Below are 12,872 nucleotides of genomic sequence, written 5' to 3'. Positions count from 1 at the left end.
ATCATGATGAACCGAACGGCGGTCAGATTCGTTGATTCGTGACATCGTTTGCCGCCATGAAAATATAAAATGGCGGGTTAAACAACCCGCCCGATTCAGTTTAGTCGATAGAGCGTAATAACTCATTAAGACCCGTTTTACCTAGCGTTTTGGCATCCACTTTCTTAACAATAACTGCACAGTACAGACTGTATTTGCCATCTTTTGACGGCAGGTTGCCGGAAACAACCACAGAACCTGCCGGTACGCGGCCGTAGTGTACTTCACCGGTCTCGCGGTCATAAATTTTGGTGCTTTGGCCGATATAAACGCCCATAGAGATCACCGAGCCTTCTTCTACGATCACTCCTTCTACGATTTCAGAACGCGCGCCGATAAAGCAGTTATCTTCGATAATGGTCGGGTTTGCCTGTAATGGCTCCAAAACGCCGCCGATGCCGACGCCGCCGGATAGGTGTACGTTTTTACCTATTTGCGCGCAAGATCCAACGGTAGCCCAGGTATCAACCATCGTGCCTTCATCGACGTAGGCGCCAATGTTGACATAAGAGGGCATCAGTACGGTATTGCGTGCGATGAATGCGCCTTTGCGCACCGCTGCGGGTGGCACAACACGGAAACCTTCGCGTTGGAAGCGGGCTTCGTCATAGTCGGCGAATTTCATCGGCACTTTGTCATAGAAGCGATTTTCAGCGCCATCCATAACCTGGTTGTCGTTGATTCTAAAAGAGAGCAACACCGCCATCTTCAGCCACTGATGTGTTACCCACTGGCCATTAATCTTCTCTGCAACGCGTAATTCGCCGCTGTCGATCTTATTGATAACCTGGTTAACTGCATCGCGCGTTACGCTGTCTGCGTTTGCCGGAGTGATTTCTGCACGGCGTTCGAAGGCCTGCTCAATAACGGTTTGTAGTTGCTGCATGCTGTTCTCTTTCCTGATTAGTGATGTAAAAAAGTCAACGTTACTTGTATCACATTTTTTCGTTAGGGTTGAGCGCCTGTGTTAAGCGACGTCGTATTTCATGCCGTGTCTTTTTATCCAGCGCCCGGCGTTCGGCGTTCGCCAGAATGAATAAATCTTCTACGCGTTCGCCAATAGTTGAGATTCGCGCACCGTGGAGCGACAGTCCTAAATCAGAGAACACCTCCCCGACACGTGCCAGCAAACCAGGCTGATCCAGCGCGACCAGCTCCATATAGCTGCGCCGGTCGGTATGGGTTGGCAAGAAGCTCACTTCAGTCGGTACGCTGAAATGACGTAGTTTTGGCGAAGGCCGGCGGGCACGCGGAGGCTGGTAGGGCTGGGTCATTGATTGTTCCAGCGCATAGCGGATAGCTTCGTGGCGGTCCTGTGCCAGCGGGCTGCCGTCCGGTTCCAGCACGATGAAGGTATCCATTGCCATTCCATCACGGTTGGTGAAGATTTGTGCGTCATGGATACTTAGATTACGGCGGTCCAGTTCACCGGCGACGGTGGCAAACAGGTAAGGACGGTCGGGGCTCCAAATAAATATTTCCGTACCGCCGCGCGTCGCCTGACGGCTGACCAGCACCAGCGGTTGGGTCGAATCATGTTCGAGCAGATGGCGGGCATGCCAGGCTAGCTGATTTGGGGAGTGACGCAGGAAATAGTCTGCGCGACAACGGCTCCAGATGCGGTGCAGCGCCTCTTCATCAATATTGTCCATCCGCAGCAACGCCAATGCCTGAAGACGATGATGACGAACGCGCTCGCGCAAGTCAGGCGTATTTTGCATTCCCCGGCGCAGCTGTTTTTCGGTGGCGAAATAGAGTTCGCGTATTAGGCTTTGTTTCCAGCTGTTCCACAGGGTTTCATTGGTGGCACAGATGTCTGCGACGGTCAGGCTGACCAGATAACGCAGGCGGTTTTCGCTTTGTACTTCGGCAGCAAACTGCTGAATTTCCATCGGGTCCTGAATATCACGACGCTGTGCCGTTACTGACATCAGCAGGTGGCAACGCACCAACCAGGAAACCAGCTGTGTTTCGCGTGAATTCAGACCATGCAGCTCCGCAAATTCCAGAACGTCCTGTGCGCCGAGGATTGAGTGATCGCCGCCACGTCCTTTGGCGATATCGTGGAACAGCGCGGCCATTAGCAGCAGTTCAGGCTGTGGCAGACGTGGATATAACTCCACGCATAGCGGATGTTTTGGGCGGATGTTTTCGTCGGCAAAACTTTCCAGTTTTTGCAATACGCGGATCGTATGTTCATCGACGGTGTAAGCGTGGAACAGGTCAAACTGCATCTGACCGACAATCAGTCCCCATTGCGGCATATAGGCCCAAAGCACGCTGTGGCGGTGCATCGGCACCAGCGCGCGGGAGACCGCACCAGGATGGCGTAAAATCGCCATAAATACATCGCGCGCTTCCGGGATCATGCACAGCGGCGTTTTCAGATGGCGGCGTGCATGGCGCAGCAGACGAACCGTTGTGGAGTAGATACCTTTAATTTCGCGATGACGCACCATCAGGTAAAACATACTGATGATAGTTTCCGGTCGGCGGGTGAAGAGCGTTTCGTCACGCAGGTCGATCAGGTCGCCACGCAGTTGGAAATTATCGTCCAGTGGTCGGGGTTTTTCGTTTGGACCTATGGCCAGAATCGCTTCATCAAACAGCTGTAACAGCATTTGATTTAGTTCGCCAACCCGGCGCGTCATGCGATAAAAGTCTTTCATCATGCGTTCTACCGGCTCATTGCCTTCGCCTTGATATTGCAGGAGCTGGGCGACATTGAGCTGGCGGTCAAACAGCAGGCGGTTATCGTAACGCGGCAGAATCAGATGCAGTGCGAAGCGGATGCGCCACAGGAAGCTTTGGCACTCAATCAGCTCATTACGTTCAGCTTTGGTCAGGAAACCAAACGCAACCATTTCATCCAGTGAGGTTGCGCCGAAGTGACGCCGCGCCACCCATAAAATGGTGTGTATATCGCGCAGGCCGCCGGGGCTGCTTTTGATGTCAGGTTCAAGATTGTAGCTGGTGCTGTGGTAGCGCTGATGACGCTCGTTCTGCTCATCAATCTTGGCACGGAAGAAGGTAGGCGAGGGCCAGAACCCTTCGCTAAACACGTGTTTTTGCATGTTGAGAAACAGGGCTACGTCACCGCAAATCATCCGCGACTCAATGAGGTTGGTGGCGACAGTGAGATCGGCCAGACCTTCCAGCAAACACTCTTCCAGCGTACGCACGCTGTGGCCGACTTCGAGCTTTAAGTCCCACAGTAGGGTGATCAGTTCACCAATACGCTGGGCTTGTTCGTCATCAAGGCGTTGCTGGCTAAGCACCAGCACGTCGATATCAGAAAGCGGGTGTAATTCACCACGGCCATAGCCGCCCACGGCCACCATGGCAGTTTCTGCAATATTATCAAAACCATAGAAGGTCCATAGTCGTTGCAAGAGGCGATCAATAAACAGTGATCGGGCATCCACCAACTCTTCGGCCCGCTGCCCAGCGTTAAAGGCATCGGCCAGCCAAAGCTGAAATTGCTCCATGTGTTGCTTGAGACTCTGGCGGTTGAGATCGTCATCAGGATAGGTAAAAGGAGAGGCGGGCTGCGGGAGGTGCTCCCGGATAAGTTCGGGCAGTATCTGAGGCTGAAGACCCTTTTCAGAGGGAAGATGTTCAATCATATGTGCGCAGCCCATTCACGGTAAAAGACAAAAAAGCCAGCTTTCGCCAGCTTGGTCACCAGATTCAACCCTCCATTGAAGAGCGGGTTACTGCTGGTCGTGCGTAATAATATTCGGGATGGTGTCATCCATACGCAGCGTCATAATTTCACAACCATTATCGGTTACCACAATAGTATGCTCGTACTGAGCCGACAAGCTGCGATCTTTAGTTTTTACTGTCCAGCCATCTTTCATGGTGCGAATGCGATAGTCGCCGGCATTGACCATGGGTTCGATGGTGAAAGCCATTCCCGCTTGCAGGATTACACCGCCGTCATCTGCGTCATAATGCAGGACTTGAGGCTCTTCGTGGAACACTTCGCCGATACCATGACCGCAATATTCGCGGACTACAGAAAAGTTTTCAGCTTCAACGAATTTTTGAATTTCTTTGCCCAGTGTTCGTAGACGAATGCCTGGCTTGACCAGCTTCAACGCCAGGTAGAGGCTTTCCTGCGTAATACGGCATAAACGCTCACCCAGAATGGTTGGCTTACCCGCGATAAACATTTTGGATGTGTCGCCGTGAAAGCCATCTTTAATGACGGTAACGTCAATATTAACAATATCACCGTCTTTCAAAATCTTGTCTTCACTTGGGATGCCGTGACACACCACTTCATTGACAGAGATACAGACTGATTTTGGAAAGCCGTGATAATCCAGACAGGCTGAAATCGCCTGCTGTTGGTTACTGATGTGATCGGCGCAGATGCGATCCAGTTCACCGGTGCTTACGCCAGGTTTGACGTGAGGCTCAATGATTTCCAGCACTTCGGCTGCCAGGCGGCCAGCGATGCGCATTTTTTCGATGTCTTGAGGTGTTTTGATTGAAATTGCCATGAATAGTCCTGCAGATATCCTTTTTTGACGCGCTTCTTTCAACTGCACGTCATCAATAATTAGCTAAGACTCATGGTATCAGCCCTGATAATAGCTGCCAAATTATCATTTCCCATGCAGCAAACACCCTAACAAAAGTTGCTCTGTGGTGGTGAATTATGGTATAAAGCGCGCCGGCAATCCGCTGTGACTGAGAGGTTCCAGTGTGATTAAAGCCGAACACTCATATGTGTACTTACTGGTTTATCGTAAGTAATAACACACACGTATCGACACATACGCCGGGGTGCTCTGGGAATTCGTTCTGCAGGGTCGGTGTTATGGGATACGTGGAGGCATAACCCCAACATCTACTATTAGAGGTTTTATCATGGCAACTGTTTCCATGCGCGACATGCTCAAGGCCGGTGTACACTTCGGTCACCAGACCCGTTACTGGAACCCGAAAATGAAGCCATTCATCTTCGGTTCACGCAACAAGGTTCACATCATCAACCTTGAGAAGACTGTTCCAATGTTCAACGAAGCTCTGGCTGAGTTGCAGAAGATCTCCTCCCGTAAAGGAAAGATCCTGTTCGTTGGTACTAAACGCGCTGCAAGCGAAGCGGTAAAAGAAGCTGCACATAACTGCGATCAGTTCTTCGTGAACCATCGCTGGTTGGGCGGCATGCTGACTAACTGGAAAACAGTTCGTCAGTCCATCAAACGTTTGAAAGATCTGGAAATCCAGTCTCAAGACGGCACTTTCGAAAAGCTGACCAAGAAAGAAGCGCTGATGCGCACTCGTGAGCTTGCGAAGCTGGAAAATAGCCTGGGTGGTATCAAGGATATGGGTGGTCTTCCTGATGCACTGTTCGTTGTCGACGCTGATCACGAACACATTGCAATCAAAGAAGCTAACAACCTGGGTATCCCGGTATTCTCCATTGTTGATACCAACTCCGATCCGGATGGCGTTGACTTTGTTATCCCTGGTAACGATGACGCAATCCGTGCAGTTAATCTGTACCTGAGCGCTGTTGCTGCCACTGTCCGTGAAGGCCGTTCGCAAGATCTGGCTGTTCAGGCAGAAGAAAGCTTCGTAGAAGCTGAATAATAAGGCAAGCTCTACGCTAGAGCCCTTATTAACCAGGTATTGAATATGTTGGTTAGGGGGCCTTAATTGGCCCCCTTTGCTTATCTTAAATGCGAGAAATATCTCACTGCGAAATCCCTTTTCGCACCGAGATAATCGAGGAAAATACAATGGCTGATATTACCGCTGCCCTGGTAAAAGAACTGCGCGAACGTACTGGCGCTGGCATGATGGATTGTAAGAAAGCGCTGGTTGAGTCTGATGGCGACATCGAACTGGCGATTGAGAATATGCGTAAATCTGGCGCGATCAAAGCGGCGAAAAAAGCAGGCAACGTAGCTGCTGACGGCGTGATCAAAACTAAGATCGAAGGCAACTACGGCTTGATTCTGGAAGTTAACTGCCAGACCGACTTCGTTGCTAAAGATGGCGGTTTCCAGTCGTTTGCTGAAAAAGTGTTGGATGCTGCTTTTGCCGGCAAAATTACTGACGTTGAAGTGCTGAAAGCTCAGTTCGAAGAAGAACGTGTAGCGTTAGTGGCCAAAATCGGTGAGAACATCAACATTCGTCGCATTACTTCCCTGGAAGGCGATGTGCTGGGTAGTTACTTGCACGGCGCACGTATTGGTGTTCTGGTTGCAGCTAAAGGCGCTAACGAAGAGCTGGTTAAGCAGATCGCAATGCACATTGCGGCAAGCAAGCCAGAGTTCGTGAAGCCGGAAGACGTGTCGGCAGATGTGGTAGAAAAAGAGTACCAGGTTCAATTGGACATCGCCATGCAGTCTGGCAAGCCGAAAGAAATCGCAGAGAAAATGGTTGAAGGCCGCATGAAGAAATTCACCGGCGAAGTTTCTCTGACTGGTCAACCTTTTGTTATCGATCCAAGCAAGACTGTTGGACAAGTGCTGAAAGAGCACAATGCTGACGTTATCAACTTTATCCGTTTCGAAGTGGGTGAAGGCATCGCGAAAGTTGAGACTGACTTTGCTGCTGAAGTTGCAGCAATGACCAAACAGTCTTAATTCGTACTTGATGCACAAAAATGGAACCGCGCTAAGTTTAGCGGTTCCATTTTATCCAGCTCCAAATTCTAATAACATTGTGCGCTGTCTTTTTCGCTATCTGTTTATGACAACACGCTATGATGTAAAGATTGACTCCCATTACGACACATTGCTTCTAGGACATACACCATGGCTACCAATGCGAAACCCGTTTATCAGCGTATCCTGCTAAAACTCAGTGGCGAAGCCCTGCAGGGCAGTGAAGGTTTTGGTATCGACGCGAGCGTTTTGGATCGCATGGCTCAGGAAGTTAAAGAGCTGGTCGAACTGGGCATTCAGGTCGGCGTTGTCATTGGCGGCGGGAACTTGTTCCGCGGTGCGGGTCTGGCGCAAGCCGGTATGAACCGCGTTGTGGGCGACCACATGGGTATGCTGGCCACGGTAATGAACGGTCTGGCAATGCGGGATGCATTACACCGTGCCTATGTGAACGCTCGCCTGATGTCTGCAATCCCACTTAACGGCGTGTGTGACAACTACAGCTGGGCTGAGGCTATTAGTCTGCTGCGCCATAACCGTGTCGTAATTTTCTCTGCCGGCACCGGTAATCCGTTCTTTACTACGGATTCTGCAGCTTGCCTGCGTGGTATTGAGATTGAAGCCGATGTCGTGCTGAAAGCTACGAAAGTGGATGGCGTCTATTCTGCCGATCCGGTGAAAAACCCGGAAGCAACACTGTACGAAGAACTGACTTATCAGGAAGTGTTAGAGCAGGAGTTGAAAGTGATGGATCTGGCGGCCTTTACACTGGCACGCGACCATAATCTGCCAATCCGTGTCTTTAATATGAATAAACCTGGCGCACTGCGCCGTGTGGTGATGGGCGAAAACGAAGGCACGTTGATCACCAACGGCAAAGTCAGCGTTTGATATTTCGCCAATTCTATAAGTTCAGACAGCAAGTTTGCCAGCCTTTGCTGGCATTGAGTATTCACGGACTATACTGATGTTATGGTCTGCCAAGTAACCAGTTTTAAAGGGTTCGCAACGTGATTAACGACATTAAAAAAGATGCTGAAATCCGTATGGAAAAATGCGTCGAAGCATTCAAAAACCATATAAGCAAAATCCGCACTGGCCGTGCCTCTCCTGGCATTCTTGACGGCATCATGGTGGATTACTATGGTTCTGCAACACCGCTGCGCCAGCTGGCTCAGGTGACAGTTGAAGATTCCCGTACTCTGGCTATTTCAGTGTTTGACCGTTCAATCGGCGCAGCCGTTGAAAAAGCGATCATGTCTTCTGATTTAGGCCTTAACCCTTCCTCTGCCGGTGCCACTATTCGTGTGCCATTGCCAGCATTGACCGAAGAGCGCCGTAAAGACTTGATCAAAGTGGTTCGCGCTGAAGCTGAACAGGGCCGCGTATCAGTACGTAACGTGCGCCGTGATGCGAACGATAAAACCAAAACACTGCTTAAGGATAAAGAGATCAGTGAAGATGAAGATCGTCGTTCTCAGGACGAGATTCAAAAAATGACTGATGTCTTCATCAAGAAAATCGACGTCGCGTTAAGCGAGAAAGAAGCGGATTTAATGGATTTCTAATCCCAGCTTCAGCAGCTTCAATAGTTCCTAAGCGCCGCAATTGCGGCGCTTTATTTTTTAGTAGGGTTCCACTTTTGACATCTGCTTCCTAAATTTCATAGACAAGCTGTTAAAGAGGTTTCAGACTGATGTACTTTCCGAATTTACACTCGTTCTACCGGGTATTTTCATGAAACAACTGACTATCCTTGGTTCGACAGGGTCTGTTGGCACCAGCACCCTTGCGGTTGTTCGCGCTAACCCTGAAGCATTTAACATCACCGCATTGGTTGCAGGCAGTAACGTTAACGTCATGGCGCAACAATGTATCGAATTCTGCCCACGCTTTGCCTCCATGGCAAATGAAGAGTCTGCAAAGGCACTGCGTATTATTCTTGCAGAGCAGGGCGTGAATACTGAGGTATTGTCAGGTTCTGAGGCCGCTTGCGAGTTGGCTGCGCTTGATGACGTTGACCAGGTATTGTCGGCAATTGTCGGTGCGGCGGGCTTGTTACCTACCCTTGCAGCCGTTCACGCAGGGAAACAGATTTTACTTGCCAATAAAGAGTCCCTGATCACTTGTGGCCGCATCTTCATGGATGCAGTCCGTCATAGCCGTAGCCAGCTTCTGCCAATCGACAGCGAACACAACGCTATCTTCCAAAGTTTACCTGAGAGAATTCAGCAGCAATTAGGCTATGCCTCATTGGAAGAACATGGTGTTTCGCGCATTATTCTGACCGGTTCCGGTGGCCCATTCCGTGAGTTACCGTTAGCTGATTTCGGCAGTGTCACCCCCGATCAAGCCTGCGCTCATCCTAACTGGTCGATGGGGCGTAAGATTTCTGTCGACTCCGCTACAATGATGAATAAAGGCCTTGAGTATATAGAAGCCCGCTGGCTGTTTAATGCGTCTGCTGAACAGATGGAAGTCATCATTCATCCGCAGTCCGTTATCCATTCGATGGTGCGTTATCGTGATGGCAGCGTGCTGGCTCAGCTCGGATCACCTGATATGCGCACGCCGATTGCTCATGCGATGGCTTATCCGCAGCGTGTGGAGGCTGGGGTTGAAGCGCTCGACTTCTGTCGCATTGGTGCGTTGACGTTCAGTGAGCCCGACCACAACCGCTATCCGTGCCTCCATTTGGCGATTGAAGCCAGCCGGATCGGGCAAGCTGCCACCACGGCGCTGAATGCGGCAAATGAGGTTTCAGTTGCTGCATTTCTCGCCGGGCATATTAGTTTTACCGATATTGCTAACATTAATCGCGAAGTGATGGAGCAGTCGGTGGCGAAAGAGCCGAGCTCGGTGGAAGAGGTGTTGGAAATTGACCGTTTTGCCCGCGCCTCTGCACGAGAGAAGCTACAAGCCTTTGCACTGTGATGTGTTGCACTTATATTTGCGGCAATTTGTTCGCATCACATTGAAATGATATAGTCTGCACCACCTGATAATGTCCTCAGGGCTTATGCCTGAATGTGTTTATCTTATGTAGCGATAAATTGTCAGGATGAGCCGTGCCTGATCAGGAGGCACGGCTTTTTTGCGCATTGAATGGCGACAGTCGGTTAGTGAATGCCGTTGTGTTCTGATAAAGGAAATGTGTACGCGCTATGTCCCTCGAAAATCAACAGATGTCTGACCTGTCTTGCGAGACACCGCGCCATGTCGCTATTATCATGGACGGCAATGGCCGTTGGGCAAAACTTCAGGGAAAAATGAGGGTGTTTGGTCACAAAGCGGGAGTGAAGTCTGTGCGTAAAGCCGTTAGCTTTGCAGCCGATCATAAGTTTGATGCCCTCACGCTTTATGCCTTTAGTAGTGAAAACTGGAACCGTCCGATCCAAGAAGTTTCAGCATTAATGGAACTTTTCGTGCGTGCACTGGACAGTGAAGTCAAAAGCCTGCACAAACATAACGTCAGGTTACGGATAATAGGTGATGTCAGTCGTTTTAGCACACGTCTGCAGGAAAGGATCCGTCGTTCAGAAGCACTTACAGAAAATAACGATGGTCTTACGCTTAACATTGCTGCCAATTATGGCGGGCGATGGGATATTATTCAGGGTGTGAAAAAACTGGCCAGCCAGGTTGAAGCCGGCACTTTACAACCTGAGCATATTACAGAAGAGGCATTAAGTGCCGCAGTATGTATGAGCGAACTGGCACCAGTCGATTTGGTGATCAGAACCGGTGGGGAGCATCGCATCAGTAACTTTCTTTTGTGGCAAATCGCCTACGCTGAACTTTACTTTACCGATGTCCTCTGGCCTGATTTTGATGAAAATATCTTTGAAGATGCGCTTAATGCTTTTGCACAACGCGAGCGTCGCTTCGGGGGGACTACACCTATTGGCGCCAATGCGTCCTAGGGAGAACTTTTGCTGAAGTATCGCATCATCACAGCTTTGATTTTAATCCCGATTGTCATTGCGGCGCTGTTCTTATTACCGCCACTTGGTTTCGCCATTGTGACTTTGGCTGTTTGTATGCTGGCAGCCTGGGAATGGGGCCAGTTGTCCGGTTTTTCATCCCGGTCGCAGCGTATTTGGCTGGCTATTCTTTGCGGCTTTGTACTCATAGCAATGATGCTGAGTTTGCCTGCTTATCGACAGTTGGTTGACTTGCCTCAGGTGCGCGCTTCACTTTGGGCATCGTTAGCGTGGTGGGTTGCTGCATTCCTGCTGGTGATTTTTTATCCTGCATCTGCCTCGCTATGGCGAAATTCACGCGTATTGCGCGTAGTTTTCGGTTTATTAACCCTCGTTCCTTTCTTTTGGGGTATGGTGGCGCTCCGCCAGTATGGCTATGCTGACAATCACCACACCGGTGCATGGTGGCTGCTGTATGTGATGCTACTGGTCTGGGGGGCTGATTCCGGTGCTTATTTGTTCGGTAAGCTTTTCGGCAAGCACAAGCTGGCCCCGAAAGTATCCCCAGGAAAAACATGGGAAGGATTAATCGGCGGTCTTCTGACTTCAGCCTTGATATCATGGTTATTTGGCCGGTATGTTCCGCTAAACGTCATGCCTGCCACGTTGCTAATGTGTTCGGTGATTGCGGCGCTAGCCTCGGTATTGGGTGATCTCACAGAAAGTATGTTCAAGCGCGAGGCCGGTATAAAAGACAGCGGGAGTCTTATCCCCGGTCATGGTGGGATACTGGATCGTATTGATAGTCTGACTGCTGCAGTCCCTGTATTCGCATGTTTAATGCTGTTGGTGTTTTAACTGTTTGAGACGGGAAGTCTTCTAAGGAATAGTTGCGAATATGATGAACATACTCTGGAGCTTGGCCGCCTTTATCGTTGCATTGGGGGTGCTAATCACCGTGCACGAGTTTGGCCATTTCTGGGTTGCTCGTCGTTGTGGCGTGCGGGTAGAACGCTTTGCAGTGGGTTTTGGACGCGCAATATGGAAACGAACTGACCGCCACGGCACGGAGTTTGTGCTCGCGGTGATCCCTCTCGGCGGTTATGTCAAAATGCTCGACGAGCGGGTTGAAACTGTTCCTGAAGAACTTCGTCATTTGACATTTAACAGTAAGTCAGTCTGGCAGCGTGCCGCAATTATCAGCGCAGGCCCGATCGCGAACTTTATTTTTGCCGTGTTCGCTTATTGGCTGGTCTTCATTATCGGCGTTCCTTCTGTGCGTCCTGTTGTGGGCGAAATCACCCCGCAATCCATTGCTGCACAATCCAAAATTTCTCCGGGCATGGAACTTAAGTCAATCGACGGTATCGAAACGCCTGATTGGGAATCAGTTCGTCTGTCTTTAATGGGGGAGATTGGAAACAATCAAACCACTTTAGGTGTCTCACAGTTTGGGTCATCTGAGGTGATTGAAAAAACGCTGGATTTACATCAGTGGCAATTTGATCCCGAAAAACAGGATCCGGTGGTCGCATTGGGTATTATTCCTCGCGGCCCACAGATAGAATCAGTGCTTGCGGAAGTACAAAAGGATTCCGCCGCCCAGAAAGCAGGTTTGCAAGCTGGGGACAGGATCGTTAAAGTCGATGGTCAAGTTTTAGCAAATTGGCGTACGTTCGCCTTGCTGGTACGCGACAACCCGGGTAAACCCATCGCGCTGGATATTGAGCGCGCGGGCTCGCCTGTTAGCATGACGCTGGTGCCGGACAGTAAGTCGGTAGGGAAGGGTAAAGAGCAGGGATTTGCCGGGGTAGTTCCGAAAGTAATACCTCTGCCTGATGAGTACAAAATTATCCGTCAGTATGGGCCGTTTGTGGCGTTTTATGAGGCTGGGGACAAAACCTGGCAACTGATGAAGCTGACGGTCAACATGTTGGGCAAGTTAATAACGGGTGATGTAAAGCTGAACAATCTGAGTGGCCCAATCTCTATAGCACAGGGCGCAGGAATGTCAGCAGAATATGGTTTGGTGTACTACCTAATGTTTTTGGCACTTATCAGTGTCAATCTTGGGATCGTAAACCTTTTTCCATTGCCCGTGTTAGATGGTGGTCATCTGGCTTTTCTGGCTATAGAAAAGCTAAAAGGTGGGCCAGTTTCCGAGCGAGTTCAAAACTTCAGTTACCGTATCGGTGCAGTACTGCTGGTGATGGTAATGGGGCTTGCACTTTTCAATGATTTCTCCCGTCTTTAAGGCTGGGGATTAGGTTAGGAAGAACGC

11 protein-coding genes are annotated in these 12,872 nt (G+C 50.1%); 8 read left to right on the top strand and 3 right to left on the bottom strand.

Features of this window, described 5'->3' with window-relative positions:
* Positions 1-100 precede the first annotated feature (100 nt).
* The 3 genes from dapD to map form a co-directional block, all read right to left on the bottom strand.
* On the bottom strand, positions 101-925 hold the full coding sequence (gene dapD / locus ACMV8I_RS13560) for a 2,3,4,5-tetrahydropyridine-2,6-dicarboxylate N-succinyltransferase (RefSeq protein ID WP_498865739.1): 825 nt from the start codon (positions 923-925) through the stop codon (positions 101-103).
* Between the two features lie 49 nt (positions 926-974).
* Entirely contained in the window at positions 975-3,665 is a 2,691-nt protein-coding gene (gene glnD / locus ACMV8I_RS13555; protein WP_498865738.1) for a bifunctional uridylyltransferase/uridylyl-removing protein GlnD, read from the bottom strand.
* 87 nt (positions 3,666-3,752) lie between these two features.
* Positions 3,753-4,550, bottom strand: a complete 798-nt coding sequence (gene map / locus ACMV8I_RS13550) for a type I methionyl aminopeptidase (RefSeq protein WP_498865737.1) — start codon at positions 4,548-4,550, stop codon at positions 3,753-3,755.
* 370 nt (positions 4,551-4,920) lie between these two features.
* Here map and rpsB point away from each other — a divergent pair, with 370 nt between their 5' ends.
* From rpsB to rseP, 8 genes are all read left to right on the top strand, one after another.
* Entirely contained in the window at positions 4,921-5,646 is a 726-nt protein-coding gene (gene rpsB, locus ACMV8I_RS13545; RefSeq protein ID WP_188475279.1) for a 30S ribosomal protein S2, read from the top strand.
* Between the two features lie 149 nt (positions 5,647-5,795).
* Positions 5,796-6,647, top strand: coding sequence for a translation elongation factor Ts (gene tsf / locus ACMV8I_RS13540; protein WP_498865736.1), 852 nt, complete (start codon positions 5,796-5,798; stop codon positions 6,645-6,647).
* Positions 6,648-6,818: 171 nt separating this feature from the next.
* A complete protein-coding gene (pyrH, locus tag ACMV8I_RS13535; RefSeq protein ID WP_498865735.1) occupies positions 6,819-7,559 on the top strand; it encodes a UMP kinase in 741 nt (246 codons plus the stop codon).
* A 119-nt stretch (positions 7,560-7,678) separates the two neighbouring features.
* Positions 7,679-8,236 (top strand): ribosome recycling factor, encoded by a 558-nt coding sequence (gene frr, locus ACMV8I_RS13530; RefSeq protein ID WP_498865734.1) that lies wholly within the window; start codon positions 7,679-7,681, stop codon positions 8,234-8,236.
* Positions 8,237-8,405: 169 nt separating this feature from the next.
* On the top strand, positions 8,406-9,602 hold the full coding sequence (gene ispC / locus ACMV8I_RS13525; protein WP_498865733.1) for a 1-deoxy-D-xylulose-5-phosphate reductoisomerase: 1,197 nt from the start codon (positions 8,406-8,408) through the stop codon (positions 9,600-9,602).
* A 230-nt stretch (positions 9,603-9,832) separates the two neighbouring features.
* On the top strand, positions 9,833-10,591 hold the full coding sequence (gene ispU, locus ACMV8I_RS13520; protein ID WP_498865732.1) for a (2E,6E)-farnesyl-diphosphate-specific ditrans,polycis-undecaprenyl-diphosphate synthase: 759 nt from the start codon (positions 9,833-9,835) through the stop codon (positions 10,589-10,591).
* A 9-nt stretch (positions 10,592-10,600) separates the two neighbouring features.
* A complete protein-coding gene (cdsA, locus tag ACMV8I_RS13515; RefSeq protein ID WP_498865731.1) occupies positions 10,601-11,449 on the top strand; it encodes a phosphatidate cytidylyltransferase in 849 nt (282 codons plus the stop codon).
* A 40-nt stretch (positions 11,450-11,489) separates the two neighbouring features.
* A complete protein-coding gene (rseP, locus tag ACMV8I_RS13510; RefSeq protein WP_498865730.1) occupies positions 11,490-12,845 on the top strand; it encodes a sigma E protease regulator RseP in 1,356 nt (451 codons plus the stop codon).
* The last annotated feature ends 27 nt before the right edge of the window (positions 12,846-12,872 follow it).

The organism is Ewingella sp. S1.OA.A_B6, from assembly GCF_049889095.1.
Lineage (GTDB): Bacteria > Pseudomonadota > Gammaproteobacteria > Enterobacterales > Enterobacteriaceae > Ewingella.
The sequence above is the reverse complement of the archived record's forward strand: the minus strand, read 5'-3'. Positions and strand labels throughout refer to the sequence as shown.

Coding starts and splice junctions, on each gene's coding strand:
- dapD (WP_498865739.1), bottom strand. CDS start 925: ATGCAGCAACTACAAACCGTTATTGAGCAGGCCTTCGAACGCCGTGCA.
- glnD (WP_498865738.1), bottom strand. CDS start 3,665: ATGATTGAACATCTTCCCTCTGAAAAGGGTCTTCAGCCTCAGATACTG.
- map (WP_498865737.1), bottom strand. CDS start 4,550: ATGGCAATTTCAATCAAAACACCTCAAGACATCGAAAAAATGCGCATC.
- rpsB (WP_188475279.1), top strand. CDS start 4,921: ATGGCAACTGTTTCCATGCGCGACATGCTCAAGGCCGGTGTACACTTC.
- tsf (WP_498865736.1), top strand. CDS start 5,796: ATGGCTGATATTACCGCTGCCCTGGTAAAAGAACTGCGCGAACGTACT.
- pyrH (WP_498865735.1), top strand. CDS start 6,819: ATGGCTACCAATGCGAAACCCGTTTATCAGCGTATCCTGCTAAAACTC.
- ispC (WP_498865733.1), top strand. CDS start 8,406: ATGAAACAACTGACTATCCTTGGTTCGACAGGGTCTGTTGGCACCAGC.
- ispU (WP_498865732.1), top strand. CDS start 9,833: ATGTCCCTCGAAAATCAACAGATGTCTGACCTGTCTTGCGAGACACCG.
- rseP (WP_498865730.1), top strand. CDS start 11,490: ATGATGAACATACTCTGGAGCTTGGCCGCCTTTATCGTTGCATTGGGG.